19 protein-coding genes and 1 pseudogene are annotated in these 22,033 nt (G+C 65.1%); 12 read left to right on the top strand and 8 right to left on the bottom strand.

Translation table 11 applies throughout. The features are described 5' to 3' along the window. Nucleotides 1–602: 602 nt before the first annotated feature. Together HD597_RS55810 and HD597_RS55805 are read right to left on the bottom strand one after the other, a co-directional pair. A complete protein-coding gene (locus HD597_RS55810) occupies nt 603–1,796 on the bottom strand; it encodes a methyltransferase domain-containing protein (RefSeq protein ID WP_253756438.1) in 1,194 nt (397 codons plus the stop codon). Then, nucleotides 1,784–2,224, bottom strand: a complete 441-nt coding sequence (locus HD597_RS55805) for an MvdC/MvdD family ATP grasp protein (protein ID WP_253756436.1) — start codon at nt 2,222–2,224, stop codon at nt 1,784–1,786. Before HD597_RS55805 ends, HD597_RS55810 begins: the two co-directional genes overlap by 13 nt. Nucleotides 2,225–2,239: 15 nt before the next feature. Between HD597_RS55805 and HD597_RS55800 the strand changes: the two genes are divergently transcribed. After that, complete coding sequence (locus HD597_RS55800) at nt 2,240–2,470, top strand: hypothetical protein (RefSeq protein ID WP_253756434.1); 231 nt, start codon at nt 2,240–2,242, stop codon at nt 2,468–2,470. Between the two features lie 2 nt (nt 2,471–2,472). Here HD597_RS55800 and HD597_RS67135 read toward each other — a convergent pair. Together HD597_RS67135 and HD597_RS55795 are read right to left on the bottom strand one after the other, a co-directional pair. Continuing rightward, nucleotides 2,473–2,814: pseudogene (locus HD597_RS67135) on the bottom strand (MvdC/MvdD family ATP grasp protein); the annotation flags it as partial. Continuing rightward, nucleotides 2,777–2,965 carry a hypothetical protein gene (locus HD597_RS55795; protein ID WP_253756432.1) on the bottom strand — a complete coding sequence of 63 codons (189 nt, stop codon included), beginning with the start codon at nt 2,963–2,965 and terminating at the stop codon, nt 2,777–2,779. The gene HD597_RS55795 and the pseudogene HD597_RS67135, both read right to left, overlap by 38 nt. Before the next feature lie 878 nt (nt 2,966–3,843). On the opposite strand from HD597_RS55795, the gene HD597_RS55790 reads away from it, so the two are divergent. Then, on the top strand, nt 3,844–4,071 hold the full coding sequence (locus tag HD597_RS55790; RefSeq protein WP_253756430.1) for a GntR family transcriptional regulator: 228 nt from the start codon (nt 3,844–3,846) through the stop codon (nt 4,069–4,071). Nucleotides 4,072–4,103: 32 nt separating this feature from the next. Here HD597_RS55790 and HD597_RS55785 read toward each other — a convergent pair whose 3' ends face one another. Then, nucleotides 4,104–4,445: a hypothetical protein gene (locus HD597_RS55785; protein WP_253756428.1), complete on the bottom strand. Its 342-nt coding sequence runs from the start codon at nt 4,443–4,445 to the stop codon at nt 4,104–4,106. 284 nt (nt 4,446–4,729) lie between these two features. Here HD597_RS55785 and HD597_RS55780 point away from each other — a divergent pair, with 284 nt between their 5' ends. The 4 genes from HD597_RS55780 to HD597_RS55765 all read left to right on the top strand — a co-directional run bounded on the left by HD597_RS55780 (nt 4,730) and on the right by HD597_RS55765 (nt 8,397). Continuing rightward, nucleotides 4,730–5,401 (top strand): HAD family hydrolase, encoded by a 672-nt coding sequence (locus tag HD597_RS55780; protein ID WP_253756426.1) that lies wholly within the window; start codon nt 4,730–4,732, stop codon nt 5,399–5,401. A 109-nt stretch (nt 5,402–5,510) separates the two neighbouring features. Then, nucleotides 5,511–5,804, top strand: coding sequence for a hypothetical protein (locus tag HD597_RS55775; protein WP_253756424.1), 294 nt, complete (start codon nt 5,511–5,513; stop codon nt 5,802–5,804). After that, nucleotides 5,762–7,843 carry a hypothetical protein gene (locus HD597_RS55770; protein ID WP_253756422.1) on the top strand — a complete coding sequence of 694 codons (2,082 nt, stop codon included), beginning with the start codon at nt 5,762–5,764 and terminating at the stop codon, nt 7,841–7,843. Before HD597_RS55775 ends, HD597_RS55770 begins: the two co-directional genes overlap by 43 nt. A gap of 23 nt (nt 7,844–7,866) precedes the next feature. Continuing rightward, the gene (locus HD597_RS55765; RefSeq protein WP_253756420.1) at nt 7,867–8,397 is read left to right on the top strand and encodes a hypothetical protein; all 531 of its coding nucleotides are present in this window, start codon (nt 7,867–7,869) and stop codon (nt 8,395–8,397) included. A 724-nt stretch (nt 8,398–9,121) separates the two neighbouring features. On the opposite strand, the gene HD597_RS55760 is transcribed toward HD597_RS55765, so the two are convergent. From HD597_RS55760 to HD597_RS55750, 3 genes are read right to left on the bottom strand one after another with little or no spacing between them, the layout of a single operon-like run. Then, nucleotides 9,122–10,003: a DUF6339 family protein gene (locus HD597_RS55760; protein WP_253756418.1), complete on the bottom strand. Its 882-nt coding sequence runs from the start codon at nt 10,001–10,003 to the stop codon at nt 9,122–9,124. Beyond that, nucleotides 10,000–11,004 (bottom strand): hypothetical protein, encoded by a 1,005-nt coding sequence (locus HD597_RS55755; RefSeq protein WP_253756416.1) that lies wholly within the window; start codon nt 11,002–11,004, stop codon nt 10,000–10,002. The genes HD597_RS55760 and HD597_RS55755 overlap by 4 nt, the downstream gene beginning before the upstream one ends. Then, on the bottom strand, nt 11,001–13,076 hold the full coding sequence (locus HD597_RS55750; RefSeq protein ID WP_253756414.1) for a helix-turn-helix domain-containing protein: 2,076 nt from the start codon (nt 13,074–13,076) through the stop codon (nt 11,001–11,003). The genes HD597_RS55755 and HD597_RS55750 overlap by 4 nt, the downstream gene beginning before the upstream one ends. Before the next feature lie 580 nt (nt 13,077–13,656). Here HD597_RS55750 and HD597_RS55745 point away from each other — a divergent pair. The 6 genes from HD597_RS55745 (at nt 13,657) to HD597_RS55720 (ending at nt 21,922) form a co-directional block, all read left to right on the top strand. Continuing rightward, nucleotides 13,657–14,127, top strand: coding sequence for a hypothetical protein (locus tag HD597_RS55745; protein WP_253756412.1), 471 nt, complete (start codon nt 13,657–13,659; stop codon nt 14,125–14,127). A gap of 798 nt (nt 14,128–14,925) precedes the next feature. Continuing rightward, complete coding sequence (locus HD597_RS55740; protein WP_253756410.1) at nt 14,926–17,412, top strand: Z1 domain-containing protein; 2,487 nt, start codon at nt 14,926–14,928, stop codon at nt 17,410–17,412. Continuing rightward, complete coding sequence (locus HD597_RS55735; RefSeq protein ID WP_253756408.1) at nt 17,409–18,395, top strand: PD-(D/E)XK motif protein; 987 nt, start codon at nt 17,409–17,411, stop codon at nt 18,393–18,395. The genes HD597_RS55740 and HD597_RS55735 overlap by 4 nt, the downstream gene beginning before the upstream one ends. After that, complete coding sequence (locus HD597_RS55730; RefSeq protein WP_253756406.1) at nt 18,392–20,299, top strand: type 2 periplasmic-binding domain-containing protein; 1,908 nt, start codon at nt 18,392–18,394, stop codon at nt 20,297–20,299. Before HD597_RS55735 ends, HD597_RS55730 begins: the two co-directional genes overlap by 4 nt. Next, nucleotides 20,289–21,176, top strand: a complete 888-nt coding sequence (locus HD597_RS55725) for a hypothetical protein (protein WP_253756404.1) — start codon at nt 20,289–20,291, stop codon at nt 21,174–21,176. Before HD597_RS55730 ends, HD597_RS55725 begins: the two co-directional genes overlap by 11 nt. After that, nucleotides 21,173–21,922 carry a DUF6339 family protein gene (locus tag HD597_RS55720; RefSeq protein WP_486348744.1) on the top strand — a complete coding sequence of 250 codons (750 nt, stop codon included), beginning with the start codon at nt 21,173–21,175 and terminating at the stop codon, nt 21,920–21,922. Before HD597_RS55725 ends, HD597_RS55720 begins: the two co-directional genes overlap by 4 nt. Nucleotides 21,923–22,033 lie beyond the last annotated feature (111 nt).

Below are 22,033 nucleotides of genomic sequence, written 5' to 3'. Positions count from 1 at the left end.
AGGTGGGTGTAGCGAACAAGCGCGAAGAGGTTGATGAACCGCACGCTCGCCGCAGACCCTCGCAGCCACGCCGGCTGGCCAATACAGCAACTGACCGCCGCCCTTCCCGGCCGGGTCCTCGATCGAAGCGCGGGCCGAGCGGCCCACGCCCGGATTCGCTGACACCATCCGAGCGCGGTGGAACCCCATCGCTGTTCGCGATGCGGTGCGACGAGCTGTTCCCCGCTCACAAGCGGGAGTTTCGACTTCGCAATATCGCCTGCCACCATCTCCTGGGCTACTGAAGCGCGCTCAACCCATCTCGGCCCAGCAGCACTTCGGATCACCTCACCGGTCCGGGCACGCTACGCCTCGATCGACGACCCCGACGGGTATAAGTAGAGACTTCCTGCTCACGGTGCCTATGCCGTTGCCATGGTCGATGCAACGTGCTTCGCGGTCGTCCACAACCAGTCCCACATGGTGGTTCAGCAGAATCTGGATCGGGGCTCGAAGGAAGGGCACGGAGGGGGACGGCTGCTGTCGCCGTCCCCCTCCTCCTGCAGCAGAAGCTACTGTCGACCGATGGCGGCCAGACGGTGCGGATCCGATGGCCTGAGCCGTCAGATCTGCAGCTTCCAGATCCGAGCGCTGGGATGATCGAGCCACAGATGGGTGCCGGCCGAATCGACCGTCAGCCCGAACCGGTCATAGCCGGGGCTGCCGAGTGAGATCCATTGCCGGTAGGCGGACAACAGTTCGTCCCAAAGCCGCCGATCGCCGTACTGCGTCACCTCAGCCTCGGCCGCTCCGGGCTTGTGGTCGCAAGCCGCCCAGGAGCCTTCGGCGGTATGGTCGTCCAGCTCGTACAGCAGCAGCGAGTTCTCGCCGTCCTCGCTGACGTCGTACCAGCCGACTCGGGGAGCCAGGGCGATGCACAGCAGTTGCGCACCCAGATCCAAGTTCCAGAAGGTGCGAGGGTTGATCCTGGTCGTGGAACGGTGCGCTGCCTCATGGTGATGGCCGCTCCATCTGGAGTTGTAGCGCTGCTCGCGCAGCATCATGTAACTGGCCGCCCCGTGGAAGCGGCCGACCGCGGTGGCCTCGTCCACCACCGTCAGGCGCAGCTGGTGACCGACGAGCCCGCCGGCGTGCCAGGGCAGGACGATGACGCCCCCTGGCCGGGTCTGCTCGATCCAGGCCATCGGGATGTCGGACACGCCCACCGTGACGTGCACGCGATCGAACGGCGCCTGCTCCGACCAGCCCTTGATCCCATCACCGACCACCAGATGAGGGGTGTATCCCGCCTTGCGGAGGTTGACTGCCGCGCGAGCAGCCATCTTCGGATCCACTTCGATGGAAGTAACGCTGTTCGGTCCGGTAGCCCACGACAACAAGCCCGCCGTCCACCCGGAGCCGGTCCCGATCTCCAGGATGCGATCGCCTTCCTGCGGATCCAACAGCTCCAGGAAGGGGAACACGATGCCGGGGGCCGACACCGACGACGAGAAGAAGCCCTTCCCACTGAGCGGATCACCGGCTCCATCGTCGGCCTGCAGGACGATCGAGGTGTCCGAGTACACGGCCGCCCACCAGGCCGCCGGATCATAGTCGAGGGCGAACCTTCCTCTCGGCGCGCTGGCGTGGTTCGAGGTGCACCAGGCCGCGGCAGGAGCGAACAAGTGCCGGGGCACGTCCCGCAGCGCCCTCTCCCATCGCGGCTCCGTGAGCGATCCTCGTGCCCGCAGGTGGCCGGCCAGACTTGCTGCCAGTTCGTGGACCGTGAGGCCGTTCGGCGGCGTCAGCGTACCCATGCCGGCCCCTTCTGCAGCACGTCGGCCAGAGCCCTCGGTACGGGCAGGCCCGCCTTCTTGTCCAGCCACCCCCACTCTCCGCTCTGGTTGGTCTCCAGAAAGTGGTAACGGCCCTGCGGGTCGCAGATCAGATCTGCGGCGCCGAAGACCAAATTCAGCCGATCGTGCAGCTCCACCAGCCGTTCCTCGACCTCGACGGGGAGATCGACCCGCTCGTACGCGAGCGAGTTGTAGTCGCTGCGCCAGTCGATCCTGCCTTGCTCGCTGTCGCTGTCGATCCGGACCGCAAGCACCTCGTTACCGACGACGAGAGCCCGCACCTCGTATGCCTTGTCGATCCACTCCTGAAACAGCTGCGAGGTGTGGGCCAGGGCCGGATCGAGCAGCTGGTCCGGGTCGTCGACGGGCTTGGTGTAGATGACGCGCACCTTACCCTCGTCGGCATGCCAGATGCCACCGACCGCTTTATAGACGAACGGCTTGCCGAGCTCCTTCGCCCACGCGTGCGCTTCCTGGAAATCATTGGTGTGATCGTCTTGGGTACGCTCAGCCCGACTCGAGCGGCCATGACGAGCTGGATCGGCTTGTACTCGGCGCGCACCGCGGCCATGGGGTCGTTGACCCACAAGCAGCCGCTCTGCCGGAGTGCGGCCAGCACGCCGCCGAAGCCGTAGCGTGCTTCCGCGTAGGCGAAGGCCCGTTCTGGGGACGACATCCGCTCGTCCATCCGGAACTGGGTCGGCCGCCTGCTGTACACCGCGCCCACCTCGGCCAGCTCGAACTCCCCGCGCTGGGTGGTGACGATGCCGGTCCAACTGTTACTGCCGGTCTCGATGCGGGTCGCCATCGAGATCAGCGACGGGAAGTCGGCGGTGTCCAGGGTGGCGACAGGGACCCCGCGGCCGGCCAGTTCAGCCGCGACCCGCGCGGCTGCCGTGTCGGAGTCGTCCGTGATGATCAGGACTGTGTGCGTCACGAGCTCAGTCCTTGACCTTCTCCTCGTTGGGGCCGTTTCCATCGCTGCTGGTCTCGCTGGTCTCGTTGCTGCCGCCGCCACCGTGGTTCCCGGCAGTGATGGGCGTCGGCGCGACAAGGTGGCGCAACCCCCACGGTCGCGCCTCCCCGGCCGGGGTGTCGGTGGCCGACAGGATGTGCTTGGTCGGCGACATGGGAAGAAGTCGCCTGCCCGGAACGGCGTTCCCCGGGATTCCCCGTCCGGGGAGTGGGTGATGAGGTCAAGGGTCGGCCGGTCGTTCTGCCTGGTGCTCGTAAGCATCTGATTGATCCTCTTTCTACCTGTCCACCTTGTGGGGCAGGCATGTAGCGCGCATTCACGCGTGCGGGTTCGGGATGGTGGTTCTCTCCTGGCGCCGAGAGTGCGCAGCGTCAGGAGTACAGCAGGCCGCATCGGAGGGCGATAGTCGGCTGGAGGGAGCCTCCCTCGGTCCTCTCGGAGTAGCGGCGAACCCTCATCTGACTTCTCCATTGATGAGCTTTCGCCACAGCGTTTCGGCTTCGCCAACTCTGACCCGTGGGCTCTCTGCGACGACCCACGGGACGACGGATCGGTCGTACCGTCGAATGAATCCCTGTCCGCCGGCCCGGCAGTCCTCGAAGACCAGCGACCGACATTCGCAGGTGTATCCCCGGACACGGGCTCGATCCGGACGACGTTGGACCGGCGTCCACCGCACCGGCACCGCGTCCGGACGAGGCGAAGCGGGGTGCGTGCCGTGGAAGTCATCATCGTCAACCACAGGGACTCACCATCCTTCATGGCGCGCAATCGCCGACGTCGCACCACATGGTGCCCGCGGAGATCGCAATCAATGAACAGGCCTTGGGGACGAAGGGCCAGCTCCAGTCGTTCTGTGCGCCCTATGGGCGGCAGGCAGGACCGCACCGTAAGGGCCTCACCCGGAGAGGTCCTGGACCGTCGCCCCAGCGCCATGCCACAAACCTAGCTTCACCTGTCCTATCCTGTCTATAGAATTCTTAGCCATGCCTGTTCTATGCCGAAAGGTCCATGGATACGTAAGGTCGTCCTGTGATCGAGTGGGACCCCAGGCTCTACAAGTGGGAGCAGATAGCTAATGTCGTCGCAGAGCGCATCGACAACGGCACCTACCCGCCGCTTGCCTTGATCTCCGAGGTGAAGCTGCAGGAGGAGTTCGATGTCGCTCGCGTCACTGTGCGGAAGGCGATGGAGGCGCTCAGGGGCCGGGGACTAATCACAACCAAGCCAGGCAAAGGTTCCATAGTTGCGCCGCAGTAGGTGCTCGACAGTCGGTACAATCACCGCCCGCACTATGACCGATCTATCTGCTCTCGGCAGCACGCGACGAAGGCGCTTCGGGCTTCGTCGATCTTGGCCATGGCGTCGCTTGCTTGTTTAAGATCGACATCGCCTTTCCGGTTGAGCGCCGGTTCGAGAATGGCATCGACGCGAGCATGGGCGGCGTACAGTTCGAGACCTGACAGCACCACCTCATGAGCGCCATCCAACTCGAGGACGGATCTCGCACGCCTTAGTTCCGCGACCTGGTCAACCGCCAGCTGAAAGCTTGCGGTCTCTGCTTCAGTTGGATCCCGTTCGCCCCAGGCGCCCAGGCGCATGTCCGTCAGTACCCGACTCACACGCTGGGTCATGACGTCCGAGGCCGAGAGGAAGGCGGCGTAGGTATCTCGTCGCCGATTGATCAGAGCTGTCGCACGCTGGCGCTCGAACTGGACTCTCTCTCGGAATGACGTTGCGTACAAGGTCAATCCCACCCCAGCAAGGGCCGCACCAGGAGCAATAAGCATGTCCCACGTGAACGCCACAGTGGTGTGACGCGGCGTGGGTTACGTGGGTTTACTCTGACACTCGGATCTTGGGTACCGCCTGTACCTCGGCCAGACGCGCTAGACTTCCGCGAACTCTCCTCACATCTATGATCGACACCGTACAGCACCTCGGCCTCTTCGACCTTGACAGAACGCTCATCGACCTTGACGCTGCGTTTCTCCGGTGGGCCGAGGAGTTCGCCGAGCACCATCACCTGAAGTCTGGAGACATTGCCTGGCTCATCTCCCTGGATCAAGGCGTTCACCCTCACCGAGACGTCTTCTTCAACAAGGTGCGCAAGCACTTCGCGCTGCCGGAACCGGTCGAAGAACTATGGGCTGGCTACCGCCAGCGAATGCCGCACCTCGTGCAGTGTTACCCAGGCGTTCTGGCGGGGTTAGCTGAACTACGAGCCGCGGGGTGGCGCGTCGGGATAGTCACCAACGGCATGGCCGACAACCAACTCGGCAAACTCCAACGAACCGGCCTCGCTGACGTGGTCGACGGTTATGCCGTGTCAGGGGTTGAGGGCATCCGGAAGCCGGATGCTCGTCTCTTTCAGATCGCCGCTCAGCGGTGCGGAGCCAGTCTCGCCGAGGGCGGTTGGATGGTGGGCGACAACCTCGTCGCGGACATCGCAGGCGGACAGGCTGCGGGCCTGCGCGCAATCTGGCTCGATCAAGGGACGTGGCAAGGACACGAACATCGAGCCGACCATGTGGTGGCGGATGTGGCCGAGGCGATTGCCATCATGCGTGATACGCAGCAGCCGGGATAAACGTTGAGCTTATGCCGTATGAGCAGTTCGGCTCGACGGCGCTACGGCAGCCCTTTATCGTCACATTGATCCCATAGATAGCCGTCCTCAAGATCCAGAGGATCCCAGGATGATGGCGACCCAGGAACAGATCGCTGCCGCCCGGCGCACGATCGAGCAGGTATGCGACCAGCACACCAACGACGTGCGCAAGCTCATCAGCCTGCTCCAAGACGGCGCGATGAAGGGCAAGGCCGCCGACAAACTGCTCGAGGACTGCCAGGCGTGGGAAGCAGCCTATCGAGGCGTCTTCAACCGAGCCCTGGCGCTGGTCGAGTCCGCACGTCCCGATCCTGCCAAGCCGACAGACCCCTTGGGACTGTGGCCACCACCCCTGAACCTGCCGGGAAAGGCCGGCGGATGAGCCCCGCCCCGAACCGGATCGGCATCGACCCCGCGCTGATGACCCAGCTGATCAGCGAGATCAAGCGCCTGGAGCGGTCGTGGCCGGACGCGGACGCGCAGATCGGCAGAGCGCTGACCTCGATCGGCACCAGCATGTCCGGGCCGGGCACGCTCAGGGACGTCGCCTTCCAGATCTCCCAGCACATCCCCGATCTCCAGCGCCGCCTGGACCTCATCGTCTCCACCCAGAAGATCGGACTCGACAAGGGCGTCGTCTGGGCGGACGAGACGCTTTGGGCCTCGAACTCACCAGCGAGCGGTGCCGCGGCGGCCAAGACCGTCGCCGACCAGCTTCGCAAGGCGGTCAAGGACGTAGCCGACCGCCGAGGGACTCTCTCCAAGGAGACGTTGGATCTGCTGGAGAAGCACCAGCACGATCCCTACTTCGCGGTCGCCCTGGCCAAGGAGATACCGCCGAAGGAGCTGAAGGCGCTCCTGGAACGCTTCTACTTGGCGCACCGAGGATCCCTGAAGGACGACTGGGCAGAGCCCTCATCCTCCTCCGTTATGGACCGTCTGGCGCGAGCTCTCAGCGTCACGTTGGGAACGGCCTCGCGCGGCGTCGGTGAGATGAAGCTCCCCAAGGCATATATCGACGAGCTGATTGCGACCGACGACGATCCGATGAGCGGCCGAATGGTCGATGAGCTCCTGCGCTACGGCACCTTCGACGACGCGTTCCTGCGCGAGGTCGCCAACAAGGTCTTCGACAACGCGCAGAAACCGGCATCCGAGCAGCAGGACATCATCAAGTTCGGGCCCGGCCTCGCAGCCGCCCTGGCGAACAACGCCAGGGTCGCTCAAGACTTCTTCACCGACCCCGCCCGCAAGCCTCTGTCCTTCCTGATGCGGGACAACTTCTGGGGCAGCGGCAACGGTGAGCTCGGCCGGGCCATCGAGGCGGCCACCACAAGATTCCGCGACCACGGTCAACCTCCAGGCAGTTCACGAGGGTACAAGTCGGCCTTGATAGCGTCCTGGGCGGCTCACTTCTGGTCAGATCCGCGAGCGCAGGCCAACCTTCCCGACACCAAGCAGAACGCTGCCCGCGTCTTCTCTGCCTACATGGGCGACGTTCATCGAGCGGCTATCTCTGATTTCCCGGAACCGATGGGTGTGAATCCGCAGCCGGACTCTGACCCGAACCTCCCTGGCAAGCAGCCTTACGGAGCCATGTTCGACGGCGGCGCGGTCAAGAACGTGATGACGTGGGCCTCTAAGGATCTACAAGCGCTGAAAATCGCAGTAGAGGGACACGGCGAGTACAGCACGAAGGTCCTGGACGCCCAGGGCAAGGCGATCCGCGATGCGGTTAACGCCGAATTCGCCGAATGGCGGAGCACTCACCCGGACGCATCGGAAGAGGAGCAGGCGGCACATCGCCAGAAGCTACTTGCCGACAACATGAACAGCAATCCGGGAAAACTGTTCAATGCTCAAGCGAATGCCCTCGGCAAGTCGCTCCACCTCATCGTCGACGCCGGAAATTTGACCGACATCAACGAGGCGGACCAGAAGGATCAGAGGAGCCAGGCCTTCAAGGATGGCGTATCCAGAACACTCAAGCTGGTACTTACCCCAGCCGGAGACTGGGCCGTTGCCGGCTACGAGTATTTGGAAGGCCCTGTCAGCGACAGCATCAAGCACACCGAGGGCAAGGCCGCACGCAGCCAGGGAGAGGAAACTCTCCGTGAGAGTCAGCGCCTCTTCAAAGACCTCACGGCTAATGTGATGATGCGGTACGGGCTGTTCGGTGACGAATCAGCAAAAGGTTCCGCGCATCCTCACGCATCCGAGAACTACGCTGAGAGGTCGGGTGGCGACTTTCTTGCCAAGGGCCAGATCATCCCTCGTGACCAGATGACTTGGCAACAGAGGATTGCCTACGATGAGTGGCTGAAGAGCTCTCCAGCCGCCGCTGTCTTCCGTGAGGTCGATCGGGCCGTCTGGGAGGGATTCCAGTTAGACGTCCCTCCGTATCCGGAGGCAGAGGAATGAGAAACTGGTCAGGCTCCGCCTTGTTGGCTGTCATCCTCATCTCTGCGGCAGGGTGTTCATCGCCTCCCCCTGCGGATCGCCGCCCGCTCGGCAGCGTGACGACACCGCCTGTGGAATGCGGTCTGCTTTCCAACCAAGCCATTGGCCGGGCCATCGGGTTGAGTGACTTCTACGCGAGCGGGTCAACCTCGGCGAACGACTTCTCGCATTGCGTCGTCAGCAAATCGCCGAGCATCAGAGACAAGGCGTCGATGACCGTCGAGCTACAGGATCCCTTCCCTTCGACGTTGCAGAGTCTAGAGAACGGGAAGGCAAGGGATAGGGGTGTAACCCTGCCCAGCGGCGTCGGTCCAGGCTACAGCGCGGCGATAAAAGATACGGACGGAAACATCGTTGGGGCCAAGGCCTTTGCCTGGACGCAGGACGGCACCAAGGTGCTGGCCATCCAGATCGTCAAGGGAGCGCCGGGGCGGGATCATCAAGCCGATGCCATCGAGTTCGCCCGCCAGCTCCGCCCCCTTCTCTTGACCTCGGCCCCGCAACAACCGCGCTAACCGTAGAGAAGGTGGCACGCCCGATTTCGGATTCGGAACTCGGGACGGGAAGGCGGGAACAGTTCGTCACATGCCGCGATGCTCTCCGGCAGCTCCGGATTCCTGTCTCTGGGGCGTGGCTCGTTGTGCCGCTTCCTCTTCCCGCGGTCGGCAGGAAGCACAGTCTTCATGGGCGGGACCGGCGGCCCAGTTCGATGACGCTGGCGCGGCAGGGCCGGCGGTGCCGGTCGCCGGTGGGGCCTCGACGACTGCGTCTTGCGCTTCGACACCTTGGGGATGGACCTGGGCGTCGTCGAAGACAGCGCTGGAGGCGATGGAGACACAGACGGCGCCGACGCGACCGAGCGCCCGGCAACGCTCGGCGTGGGCATCGCCGTCGAAGCGGCGTTTGATCGTGACGCGGCGCCGTCCGTCCCCCAGGAACCCGCCCAGACGCTGAAGGCCAGGAACCCCAGGAGGCCCGCGACAAGCGTCGGCCGAGCCAGCCGACGCCGATCACGCAGCGGCGGTCTGTCTGGCAGGGTGGGGCTCGCGAAGACGTCACAGATCGGGCAGCCGAAGCCGAGTAGAATTTACTGAGCGCTCCGAGCGGCCTCCTGTACGTCGAACGCGCTCGTCTGTGCGGCTACTGTCTCCCATCGGCTGCAACCGCTGGCTGACCTGTCCTGCCGAGTTGCTATCTGCCACCGTCGAACCAGTCGGACATGGCGAGCGACACGTACGTTCAGTCCTTTATCCTGCCGCGGACAGGCGCTTCGGCGAACAGTTCGGCGAGCAGCCTCGTCATTATCTCGAGAGATTTCTGCGGCACCGAAGGGTCGTCAGGGCCCTCGGGGAGCTCGTCGAAGAAGGGGCGGGGATCGTAATCCCCGCTCCGCCCCTGCTCCTCCCAGTACCGGCGTGCTGCTCCGTCTAGCGGGACGTCGACAGCCACGGCGTCGAGCAGGAGCGTGGATGCCGCGACCTGGATCGCTTTGGACAGCGCATTCGCAGCGCGACCGTCGGGAAGTTGCTGACCGTCCCCTGAACGGGGCAGGACTTCCAACACCGCCAGAGCTGTCGGACGGTGGTGGGCTGTGCCGGAGCGGAAGAAGTTGTTGATGATGTCCTGGTTCGTGAGCGCGAGGGCTGCGGTGGTGTAGTCGCCGCCGTTGCGGAACAGCTCGCTCATCCACCACAGGCGAGCCAGGGCCTGCTTGTAGTCCGGTCCGATGAAGCGTTCGCCAGCGGCGCTTTTCTGGGGGTCGGTTTCGTCCGGTTCGGGTCCGAACCGCCACCGGACATAGTCTGCCGCCCACAGCCCCAGGAACCGCCAGACGTCTCGAGAACCAGCCTCGCGGCGGGACAATCTCAAGGCGGCATGGAGCCTGGGGCCCAGCCAGGAGTCGGAGCTGGCCGCGTTCTGCCGGGTGTGGCGCCTCATGGCCTCATCGAGAACCATCCGGACGGGTTCGAGAGGGTGCTTGCGCCCACCGGGGACGGGTTTCTTGTAGTCCGCCACGTCGAGGTTCTCGATGCCGAGTCTGAAGGCCGGCGTGAGCCGAACCGCGGCATCGATGCCACCGAGGAACTGGGCGTCCTCCAGAGAAAGCGCGACGCCAGTCATTGTGCGTTCACCTCGTCCTTCGTGTCCTTCTCCAGCAGCTGGATCCCACTGCGCAGGAGTTGCGGTAGGCGTACCTGGCCGGATGCGGCGGGGATCAGGCGCTCGAACAGATCTCCCGATCCCTCTTCCGAGGTACGGGCCGCCACTGCCGCGACGAGCGCATCGTAAGGGCTGAGGTCCGGGTAGATGCGGGCCAGTAGGGTTTTGAGCACGACCTCCCGCCATCCCTCGGAGGGAAAATCAGGCAGGCCGTTCTCCGGGTCGGTCTCGACTGCTTCGAGGGCGGTGGCAAACATCGCGGACCACGCGTCGCTTGCGATGTTCGCGCGCGTGCTGTCGTGCAGCGCCTTCTCCGGTCGCGGGCGGTGCTTCCGGTCCACGAGCAGGGCCTCGAGGCCTTCGAACCCCCGGTTGAGGAACAGGGTCGGGTCGTCGGGGTCCAGGCGCAGGTAGTAGGGGTCGTGCGTGAATTGCTTGAGGTAAGGGCGAGTCTCGTCGCCGGCGAAGTCGACCCAAGTGACCGTGATGCTGCCATTGACCGGGGAGGGGGGCAGGTCGTTGAACGATATGCTCCAGTCATCGGCGAACCCAATAATGCGGTTGTCGACTCCCTCAACCCTCGCATGTACGAACGCCCGCAGGGTGCCCCGGCCGTACCAGTCCTCACGGTCCAACTCGATACTGCCAGTCCACCGGGCTGGTGCATGGGGATCCCGATTGAGCGTGACCGCCTGCCGCGAGTTGGTTGCCCCGCAGTTGAGCTGGAGTGTCACGGCGGGCTTCTCCCACGGCTGACGGCCGGTGAGCTCACGCTCAGGCCCGGTGACGGCGACCTCGATGATCGCCTCTTCCCACTTCGCTGACTCGAGCCCGGCAAAATCGATCTCTCTGAGGTCCGGGTTGATGTAGTTCGTCGACAGCATGTTGCCGTCCATGAGAACCCTTGTGACCGACAGCCGAATGTCGCCAGTGAGGACGCCGTACGGAAAGATCGTCTTCACGAGGTGCTCCCCTTGTAGACCCGCACATCGACGAGAACTCGTGCCCAACGGGCGTTCACCGGGTGTGTGGAGGCGTCGGTGACTGCGCGAAAGCGGACACTGCGCGCACCCGTTTCGGCGACGATGACGTCACCGTCGGCGGCGCAGCAGCTCAGGCCGGTGAGGGACTCCCACATCACCGAGATGCCGGATCCCGTTTCGGTTCCGAATCGGATCGTCGGGCTGAAACGCCACGGCTCCTTACGCGGTGGAAGGGTCACGGTCGCCTCGACGATCCAGCGCCCTTCGTCGTCCAAGTTCCCCATCGCCGTCTTGACCCTCAGGCGCCTGGTCGTCGCCTCCGACGGCGGCGTGATACGCAGGAGTTCCTTGAGCGCGTCCGGTCCATCCGATAGATCCCGGTTCGGGCGCCCGACGATCTCGCGGATGGTCTTGCCGACCTCGGCGTAGAAGTCGCTGAGGGCCTTGTGGTACCCGATGCTGTACGAGCGAGACAAGTCCGGGGTGACCACCCAGTGGTTGTGCTCAGGGGGTTCAGCGGCGCGCAGGAAGCGCTCGGCGGCGCGATCGGCCGGTTCCGCGCCGGCCCCCAGCCCGGCAAGCACGACCGCATGGAAGGGGCGCGAGCCCATGGACAGCGGGCGGACAGGAACCTCCCTAATGATCATCTGACTGCCGCGTGTGTAGGCGACCCGATTGATCTCGGCGCTCTCCTCGTCGGCCTCGGCCACCAGTAGTACGGCCTCGTGCTGAAGATGGTCGTGGGCCCCCTCCGCCGTCCTGCGCGGCAGGTTCAGGGGGATGCTGCGCCGGACGACATCGCCGGGCGCTTCCAAGGTATCGACGGTGAGCTCGTCGAAATGCACTCGTAGCATGGCGACCTTCGCGGGATGGTAGGCGGCCGGGTCGACGACGTCCTCCCTGAGGATCCTGCCGTTGCGCTCCGAGCGCACCAGGGCTACCATCGGGGCTTGCTCGCCCTCGCCCGGCTCGGTCATCGCGGGCCAGAAGTTGTCGGCGAGGGCTCGACAAAGGCTGTCGTGCATCTCCTCGACCGTGGTCGACTCGCCGGACGGATCGTATGCGCCGACGATCAGGAAGGAGGTGCCCGACTGACCGTCTGGGCGATCCAGTAGAGCGTCCGCCGCGAGCGCCGGATTCCCCCAGTACGATCGCGTGCACTCTTTTTCGGGATCCCACTCGCCGTACCACGCCGGGCCTGCATAGTCCTTGTCCAAGCGGTGCCACGGCAGCTCCATGCGCGCAATGAACCGTCCCTCACGGCGACCGTCTTGGGATACGGAGAGCGTGGAGTTGATGAGGACCAACCCGAACTGCGAGCACGCCCACATGACGGACTTCCCGAGCCCATAGGACCCGCCGGCGTTCTCATCCTTGAACGAGTCCAGGATGTTGCGCACGACGGCCATGTACCTGCCGTTGTCGTACTCGGGCCCCACCAGCCCATTGGCGCCGAAGTCCTCGATCTTCAAAAGCACCAGGCGCTGATCGGCGTCGAGCGTCTCCAGCCCCTTCCTGATGACGGTGGCGACCTTCTGACGGCTTTGGCTCGCGGCCTCCAGGTGGTGGCGGACTTCGTCGAACTTGATCGTCGCCAGGAAGGAATCGAGCTGCGGGCCCGACAACTCCATCACGGTGTAGGTTGCCCTGACGGCCGGCTCGCCGTCCTTGCGCTCGTCCAGAATGTTCTGCCCGGTCTCACGGGCGAGCGTCGGGATGCCCCCCTCGAAGACGAATCCCGCCGCGCTGCCCAGTTCTCGTCCCTGATCATTCGGGGCTGAGCGGTAGTACCAGATGCAGTCGCGCTGGTAGGCGGCACGGTCCTTCTCGTTCACCGGACGGCTCGGAGCAGGATCGTCGCCAAACTGGAGCCAGGCAGGCGAAATGCTCAGCCACTCGCCGATCTTGATGACGTTCGCCACGCTGGGCTTCTTGGAACCCGCCCGCCACTGGGACACCGTGGCGGGCGACACCCCCACTGCTTCTGCAAGCGCTACCTGCGTCTTCCCCTGCCGCTGTAGTTCTTGATCCAGTCGCTCGCCGAGGCTCACCGCACCTCACCTTCGTAACCATTGGTTAACTAATGGCTAAAAAGGTACGACCCAGGGCAAGCAGTGTCAACCAATGGTTAATACTCGCAGCTGGTGGCATCTATGAGGGGGTGTCAGTTTGAACGTGTGGCTACGAGGCCAGGCGAGATACTGTGCGCGCTCCTGCGTCCACCAGTGGTGCGGCCTTTGAGGAACAACTCGACGTGCTCTCAGTCACACCCGGGCCGTCGAGCGTGGCACCGCTGATGAGGATCTCCCTGCCCGCGCCGACGCCGATGTAGCCCTTCTCGTAGAGGGCGTCGCAGCCGAGGATTTCTCAGTTCTAGCGGGCTCCGGCGTTCGTCCTCACGTGGCGATCAGCCGCGGACCGACTTCGCCGGCCCTTGCCACTGAGCATGAGGGCCGAGGTCCGCGCTTGCTAACGGGCGTGCTGACAACGCTCCTGGACGACCACGGACACTGATGGGACAGCCCCAAAGGCGGGAGGACGGGTTGAAGGATGGCGCCGCCACCTGTGGCCTGCCGGCTGCAGACCGGCAGTGAGCCCTCCACCCACAGGACCGTCGATAGGCTCTCTGCTATGAAGTCTTTGGACGAACTCTTGGCCATCGCTCAAGGTCTGCGAACGGACATAGCGAACGAAGCGGTGGGCAATGCGGAGGTAGCCGAACGCCTTGTCGTGGTATCCGACGGGACGGCCTCGGTTCTCCACTCCAAGGGACTTGAGACCTACGAAGGCGGTGGTGTGATCGCCTTCGTCAACGATTCCGGCATCCCCTTTGTCGAGCAGGCAGACCAGCTCATCGATCAGGCCGCCAGTCTCAAACCCCAAGCCGTTCTGCTTGGTGGATCGGCCCTCACCGGACGTCCGGGGAAGGGGTTTCGTCGCATTCTGGCCGTGCAGATGTTCTGTGTGCGGCCGGAGATCCGGACGGCATGGATTTCCGAGGTTACCGATGACAAGCGTTTGATCAGTTCGGTGGGCCCCTGGCGAGAGAGCAAGGCGGGTCCTCGCATTTGGGTCGAGGAGATTCTGTCACGTGCTGGCTGATGAGCGGCATGTCCGCAGACCTTCAGTGCGATGCCGGACGCGGATGCCAGCGTCTCCGTATTCGGTCGTGTCCCTGATGCTCAGGACTCCGTCCAAGAGCCGTACGCCAGCGCAGGTAGCCAACTCGAAGCATGGGCAATGCCGGTCGGCATGCCCTTGACTACGGCCAAGGACGACGAGCCCGCCGCTGGCCCGCCAGCGCCACCTGATTGAAGGGCTCGTCCGGGTGTGCGGGAAGCGCGTCCTGCCGCCCAACACGAGGATGCGGCGGCCTATCAATACACCGACGACGACCGTGCCGAGACCTGCCCGCTTGGCAGCGTCCTCGTCGGGAGCGCGGTCTCCGCGGTCGAGCACTTGCAAGTGGTGTCGACGACACTGGTGCCGACGAGCGTATGGTCACCACACCTCTGTATACCACCCCGCGGACCTGCTGCCGCTCGAACGAGGTGGTCGTCTCCATCGCCAGCCAGCTCCGTGCGAACGTCAAACGCCGAACCGGCCCGTCGAGGACAAGCACTATTCATGTGGGGCGTGGACGGCCGGTCGAACCCCAGCGCCTATCTGCCCCTGTAGTCGCATGCAGCCACCTGAGCCCTGGGACCTATGGGATTTTTCAGAGCAAATCCTATCGATCGAGGAGCTTTCCCATCGAGGCTTGATGGTGATATTTGCTCCTCTCGGCTAAATTTCTTCCCCTAGCAGGGAAAAGGGTGATGAGTCTTGGGCCTGTACACCGTCTTCGCGGACTGGGCCAGACGCCACGGCGTCGAGGCAGCCGTAGCCAGCTTCTCGGACTTGCCCGAGGGGACCGTGGACAAGTTCCGGCGTCAGTTCGAGGCGGATAAGGCGAAAGTACAGGCCGGCGGTCCACCGATCATCACGGCCGGCTCGGACGACTGGTACAGCGGCCCGGGAGAGTCCGACCGTTACTGGTTGGCTCTGAAGGACCAGTTCAAGGCCGAGAGGTGGCCGGACGAACGTATCGACTCCGTGGACCACTCGTCCAGCACCGTGGTCGCCCATACCCCACGACCGGACCGTTCCACATGGGACTCGAAAGGTCTCGTGGTGGGGTACGTGCAGAGTGGGAAGACCACCAACTTCACCGCGGTCATCGCCAAGATGGCGGACGTGCGGTACCGCCTGGTCATCGTCCTCTCCGGCATCCACAACGGGCTGCGCCGCCAGACTCAGGTACGGCTGGACCTGTACCTCAAGGACCTCAATCCCGACCGCTGGATGACGCTGACCGGCGAGTCCCGCGACTTCGTCGAACAGACCCTCGAGGCGTCGGCCGCGCTCAGCGAGGAGAAGACGGTCCTGGCGGTCGTCAAGAAGAACGCGGCCGTGCTGGACAAACTCATCAGATGGCTAGGCAAGCCGAACAGCCGTAAGGCACTCGCGTCCGCACCGGTACTGATCATCGACGACGAGGCGGACCAAGCCTCGGTGGCTACGGGTCGGATCAACCCGCTCATCCGGAAGCTCCTGGGCCTGATGCCGCGGTGCACGTACGTCGGCTACACCGCGACCCCCTTCGCCAACGTCTTCATCGACCCCACGCAGGAAGACCTGTATCCGAGGTCGTTCATCCTCAACCTGCCGCGTCCCGACGGCTACTTCGGTCCTGAGAAGATCTTCGGCCGCGACGCCGTCGAGTGGGAGGCCGCCGACGAGCAGGGCCCACCGGACGGTTACGACATGGTGCGCCTGGTCGCCGAGGAGGACGTCCCCCTGCTGCGTCCCGGCAGCAAGGAGCCCGCGGACGGATTCGCCCCAACCGTGATCGGAGAGCTGGTGACGGCCGTTCACTGGTTCTGGCTTGCCACAGCTGCGCGGCGGGCACGTGGCGACATCGGCCACAGCACGATGCTGATCCACACGTCTGTGAAGATCGCGGTTCACGAAAGCTACCGAGCTCCTTTGCAGGCGCTGCAGAAGCACGCCATGTCCGGCCTCGCCTCCGGACGCTCCGAGGTCCTCGACGAGTGGCGGAACCTCTGGGAGAAGGAGTCGTCGCGGGTGCCGGCCGAGGACTTCGACCGGACGCAGAACACGTTCGACCAGGTCCTGCCACACCTGAGCAAGGTCATCGCCGACACGCGCGTCGTCCTCGACAACTACCGCAGCCAGGACCGGCTCGACTACTCCGACCCCTCCGTGGTCGCCATCGCCGTGGGCGGCAACACCTTCTCCCGAGGACTGACGCTGGAAGGGCTCGTCGTCAGCTTCTTCGTCCGAGCGGCGACGGCTTACGACACACTGCTCCAGATGGGCCGCTGGTTCGGGTACCGGACGGGGTACGAGGACCTGCCCAGGATCTGGATGACACCGAGCCTCGCCGCGGCGTTCCGCCACCTCGCCACCGTCGAGCACGAGATGCGCGACGACATCGACCGTTACCAGCGGGAGAACCTGACGCCGTCCCAGGTCGCGGTGCGGATTCGGACGCACCCGTCGCTCCGGATCACCGCCAAGATGGGCGCCGCCCAGCCGGCCTTCATCTCCTACGCAGGACGCCGGTTGCAGACCCGGTATTTCAAGCACCGAGACGTCGATTGGTTGGACAGCAACCGCCAGGCCGCAGAGAACCTCGTCCAAGAGTCGGTCCGGCACGGCCAGGTCGAGGACTTGGGGGCCGCCCGACTGATCCGCGACGTCCCCGTGTCACTCGTGAAGACCTTTCTGTCTCTGTCCCGGTACCAGGTGCACGAGGACTCTCCGGATCTGGAGCCGTCGCTCATGGTCAAGTACATCGACCAACAGCTCACCAGCGACCCACCGAGCCTGGCGATGTGGTCCGTCGCCGTCGTCACGGGCGAGGGTGAGGACGCGAGACTGGGCGGCCTGGACATCAAGTACTCGATCCGATCCCGGCTGAACGACCACAACGCCGAACGCGCCGACATCAAGACACTGATGAGCAAGCAGGACCGCGCACTGGACCTCGGCCTGACGGCCGCGCAGGCGAGGGCGAAGAGCGAGAGCGAACTCGTCGCCCTGCGCAACAACCACCCGGTCTACCACGACCGTGGCCTGGTCGTCCTTTACCTGATCGACCCGACGAGCGAACCTGTCAACCCGCAGCAGAGCGCCGACGCCGCACATCCGCCGCGCACTGCGCTCGGCGCGGCACAGGCGGTGGTCGGTCTGGGCATCACCTTCCCCGGCGACGTCCGGACGAAGAGCATCCAGGCCACCCACGTCGCAGTGGACCTTACCGATGTGGAGAGCGAGAACGTCGACGAGGTCCTCGGCGTCGATACCGAGGACATGGCGTGACGGACATCGAACCGACCATGCTGGAGCGTGCGTGGGCGGTCCTGACCCGGCCGCGTGCGAAGGAACTCGCCGCCTTCCCGCTGGAGGTGATATGCCACGCGGAACCGTGCCGCGTGGCGATCGATGGCACGGGTGCCCGTCACCTACTCGTTCCCGCAGGTGACGAGGCCGTATCCGCCGATCCCAGGCCTACGGTGCTAGGGACAGTGATCCGCAAGCTCCGCTTCGGCGGTCCTGCGATCACCTACGTCGACGTGTCGTGCGCCGAGTCCGACCTGTTCCCCGAGTTCGACGAGGTCGTGACCGACGTACTGGAGGCCGTGGCGGATGCGCGGCGACCAGCAGCGGCGGCGGTCGACGCCATCACACGATGGCGGCGCCTCTTCCGGAGCAGTCTGCTGCGTGGACTGTCGCGTCAGGCCAAACTGGGCCTCTTCGCGGAACTCACCGTTCTCATGTCCCTCGTCGAGGCGGATCCCAGGTTCCCTGTGGATGCATGGCGAGGGCCGCTGAACGAACCGCACGACTTCGAGGCAGCCGTCCGATGCCTTGAGGTGAAAGGCCTGAGCGCCGCAAGCGACAGCATCATCGTCCACGGCTTGGAGCAGCTGAACACCCACGGCGGACGACCATTGGACCTCATACTTCTGCGCGTGGTAGAAGGCCCCGACGGACGCACCCTGAGCGACCTCGTCGAGCAGCTCCGCGGCGCAGTCGCGTCACGGGCGGACCTGCGTGCGCGGCTCTCGGCGGCAGGATGGTCGGAGCTGCCGGATCGGTCCGACCTGGACACGTTCGCGATCGAGGAAGTACGCAGGATCGTGGTCGGTCCCGACACTCCTCGCGTCGTCCCGTCGTCTCTCGTCACGGGCTCGTTGCCGGACGGCGTCAAAGGCCTCGGCTATCAGGTCGACCTCGCCGCCCTGCTTCCGTTCAGCGCTGGGGCGTCGCTGGGAGAAATCGCCGAGGAGGCGGTCCGTTGAGCATACGTTGGTGGTCACAGCCGTTCGCTCCGGAGGGCTCCGCCGCGGCTGAGGGCATCGTCAAACAGTTGGGGCGACCCGCGCTCGACCCGTTGACCGTCCTGGTACGGGAGGCGGCGCAGAACAGCTGGGACGCACACCTGCCCGACGGCATGGTCGAGTTCCGCGTCGACATCCGCGTGCTCGGCGACGACGCCGACACCTGGCGTGAGGTACTGCTGCCGGGACCGCCGGGCGAGTCGAAAGTCGATCTTGACAAGGCTCTCCGTCCTGAGGCCGTCGTGCTGGTGGTCTCGGACCGGAACACCAGAGGGCTGGGCGGTCCACTCCGCGCCGGAGAGCGCGCGCACGGCGAGGAGACACCGGACTTCGTGCAGTTCCTCCGGAACGTAGGAGAACCCAGCGACCACCGCTTCGGCGGAGGAACGTACGGATTCGGCAAGGGCATCTTCTATCGACTCAGCCGGGCGGGCGCGATCCTCGTGGACACCCAAACCGCCGCGGACGGCCCCGCTGCCCGCCGACTGATGGGTGCGGCGCTCGGCCACAGTTGGTACCTCGGCGAGCAACGTTTCACCGGCCGCCACTGGTGGGGCCTTGTGGCGCCGGACGACGTACCGGACCCGATGCTCGCCGCACAGGCCGACACGATCTCCAAGGCCCTGCGATTGCCGGGGTTCGACGACGGCAGCACGGGCACGGACGTCGTCATCCTGGCAGCTGACCTGGGATCCATCGGATCCGAGTCGGACGCACGTGGCCGCACTCCCGAGGAGGCCGCGACCTTCATCTCGTCCTCAGTCCTGTGGAACCTGTGGCCGAAGATGGTTCCCGACCAGCACGGGCGACACATGCGCTTCGTCGTGGGCGTCAACGGATCGGCCGTTCCGGTTCCCGAACCCCACACCTTCGACGAGTTGGCGCCCTTCGTGGAAGCTCTGCAGGACGTCAGAGCGGGGGACGGAGTCGCATTCTCGCGGACCGTCCCGCCCAAGCACGCCGGCACCTTCGCCATGGCCCTGGGTGCCGCCGACAGTGCGAGCACCCGCCTCCTGATCGGAGCGGCGAAGCCGTTCGACGGTCCCTCCCATCACGTCGCCCGCATGCGCGTGGCCGAACTCGTGGTCGACTACCTTCCCGGTCCACCCCGCCCCGACCCCCGCCTCGCCTACGCCGGCGTGTTCAAGGCATCCGAGGACGCCGACGTATTGTTCGCGTCCGCCGAGCCGCCCACACACGACGACTGGATCTCCAAGGGCCTGACCGGAACCGCACGAGGAGTCGTCCAGGGAGCACGCACGTTCGTGCAGAAGCAACTGGACGAACGACTCGGACTCGGACCCCAGGCCGGTGGCACAGGAGGCCAGGGACTAGGGCAGCTGTCGGCGCTGCTCGCCGGCATCGTCCCCGCTCGGTTGAGCCGAGGGCCGAATGACGGTGATACTGGCGACGACTTCGGTGGTCGCGGGGGAGCTGGGGGAACCGACACCAACGGCGGCGGCTCCGGCGGCGGAGGCGGCTGGGGTGGTGGCAGCGGCCACGGAGGCGGTTCGACACTCCGACGAGGAGGAAGACCCCGATTGCAGGGAAGTCCGTTGCTGCAGGTCCACGAGGGAAGGCCATACCTGGTCGCTCACATCAAGGTCCCTGCCGGGGACGCCAAGAGAGTTCTGTCCGCAGACGTCGAGGTCGTGGTGGAAGGAGGCGGCCGCGAGAGCGAGCCGCCGCTCGGTGCCGCCATTCCGCAGATCATGCAATGGCAATCCGCCGGCGGAACCGTCGCACGCGGAAGGACCGTCACCATACCTGCCGGCGAGGAATCGGACTGGTACGTCTACGCCACGCACGTACCCGACGCCGTCGTGCGCTTCCGGGTGAGCCAGGAGGCGTCCGATGCCGGCTGACGTCCGCCCCTATCTGGTACCGCGTCCGGGAACCGTCGTGTGGGAACCGTGGTACCTGCTCGACGCGGACAAGTGGAGTCTCTTACCGGATGAGATCGACGGCTGGGATCCGGGCACGGATCTGCGAGCAGCACGAAGAGTGAGGGTCGACGTCGCGCGCTTCGTCCAGGAGACAGGACTCGACCTCGCGGACGTCGTGCTGGTCGTCTCCTGGACCAGCTCGACCACCGACATGACCGAAGCCGCGTCGGCGGTGAGGTTCGATTCGAACGGCATGGCCTCGGTCGACGCGACACTCGTCGGCGAACGCCTGTCCGGAACCCTGTCGCTCCGCAGCACCATCAGCCTCGCAGGCACCGCCGTGGGGCAAGGCGTCGGCGTGGCCTCCGTCCCCGGCTCAGTGCTCGCGGAGCATGTCCAGCGGGTAGTGCTGGAGACCATGTCCTCCATGTTCCCAGTGCACGAGATCGACTTCGCTTACACACGGCTCTCCCCTACGGCCAGTTGGCATCTGGAGGCGAGCACAGACCTGACCGCACCCTTCTACGGAACGTTCCGTGTGCTCATCAACAAACGCGACCGTGAGTTGCGCGCAGCGGTCGCCCGCGGCGCCAAGGACAGACGTCAACAGGCTCTGCTCGACGAACTCCAGGCAGGCGTCGCCGCGTTGCTGTTGGAACTCGGCCTGCATCTCCGCGCAGAACTCGCGGAACGTGATGAATGGCCGCCCGACAGCGTCGGGGACGTGCTGGCGAGAACCATCTCCGTGTCGCCGTTGCATCTCGTCACACCGCCCTCGCCAGTGGATCTTGCTGAGTTCAGGACCCAGATCTCAGGTGCAGTGAGGAACCTCGGTAGGGGGCGGATCTTCCAGTGAGCGAACTGTGGCCCCATCTACCCGCCGTCGTGGGCGCAGCCGAGTACGCCGAGGTCGCCGCGGGACGACCTCCCGCCCCACGCGACAGTCATCCGGAACAGACGTGGGCCCCTGTCGGAGGTCGTGTCGCGCCGAAGCGCATACGGGAGTTGATCGACGCGGTCTCGACTTTGGCCGGCGAGTACGGTTTCCCGGAGCTGGCGGGCAACGACGCGCGGATCTCCTTCGACCGAGACGCGGCCAAGGTGGTCCGCGGCCATTTGGATCTGTCATGGGCGGAAGCCGGTAACCGAGACCTTTGGTCCTTTCTCTCCCTCGTTGCCCTACCACATGTGACGATGTGGCGTTTCGGGCCGGGCAACAAGGAACGGTGGGTTGCCACTGACCTGACCCGGCACACCTGGGCTCGATTGTGGTGGCAGGCCGTTGTGTTCGCCGGTCATGAGCACATCCTGGCTGCCCTGAGCGAGAGCGACCTCAACCAGCTCCTGGAACGTCGTAGCATCGGCGGTGATCCCCGCCTCGTACGGGAGATCGCCCGAGCTGTCACCGAGCTCACCGCAGACGCCGCCCGCAGAGCAGTGATCCGCGACGTCACGGCCCGGCTGCGTCGGTACCTGGCGTTCCTCGACGTGCGGGCCTTGTCCGACCAGCAGGTCCGAGAGATGTGTAATGCGTTGACGAATGAGACGGTCACGCGACTCAGGACAGATGCACCCTGGCAACCAGGGGGATCCCAGGCCTGATCCGAGGGAGAGTACTGGCTCCGGATGACGCCCGTTCATCAAGCCACCTTGCCAATCACCCACCTCTGGTTCTGCGTAGGTTCACTAGCGGAACGCGCTGCGTGAAGTCAC

The organism is Nonomuraea thailandensis (assembly GCF_024172165.1).
In the GTDB taxonomy this organism is placed as follows: Bacteria; Actinomycetota; Actinomycetes; order Streptosporangiales; family Streptosporangiaceae; genus Nonomuraea; species Nonomuraea thailandensis.
The sequence above is the reverse complement of the archived record's forward strand: the minus strand, read 5'-3'. Positions and strand labels throughout refer to the sequence as shown.

What these genes read in the sequence shown, in the direction of transcription:
- HD597_RS55810 (WP_253756438.1), bottom strand. Translation starts at nt 1,796, where the DNA reads ATGGGTACGCTGACGCCGCCGAACGGCCTCACGGTCCACGAACTGGCA.
- HD597_RS55800 (WP_253756434.1), top strand. Translation starts at nt 2,240, where the DNA reads ATGCCAGATGCCACCGACCGCTTTATAGACGAACGGCTTGCCGAGCTC.
- HD597_RS55795 (WP_253756432.1), bottom strand. Translation starts at nt 2,965, where the DNA reads ATGTCGCCGACCAAGCACATCCTGTCGGCCACCGACACCCCGGCCGGG.
- HD597_RS55785 (WP_253756428.1), bottom strand. Translation starts at nt 4,445, where the DNA reads ATGACCCAGCGTGTGAGTCGGGTACTGACGGACATGCGCCTGGGCGCC.
- HD597_RS55780 (WP_253756426.1), top strand. Translation starts at nt 4,730, where the DNA reads ATGATCGACACCGTACAGCACCTCGGCCTCTTCGACCTTGACAGAACG.
- HD597_RS55775 (WP_253756424.1), top strand. Translation starts at nt 5,511, where the DNA reads ATGATGGCGACCCAGGAACAGATCGCTGCCGCCCGGCGCACGATCGAG.
- HD597_RS55760 (WP_253756418.1), bottom strand. Translation starts at nt 10,003, where the DNA reads ATGACTGGCGTCGCGCTTTCTCTGGAGGACGCCCAGTTCCTCGGTGGC.
- HD597_RS55745 (WP_253756412.1), top strand. Translation starts at nt 13,657, where the DNA reads ATGAAGTCTTTGGACGAACTCTTGGCCATCGCTCAAGGTCTGCGAACG.
- HD597_RS55725 (WP_253756404.1), top strand. Translation starts at nt 20,289, where the DNA reads ATGCCGGCTGACGTCCGCCCCTATCTGGTACCGCGTCCGGGAACCGTC.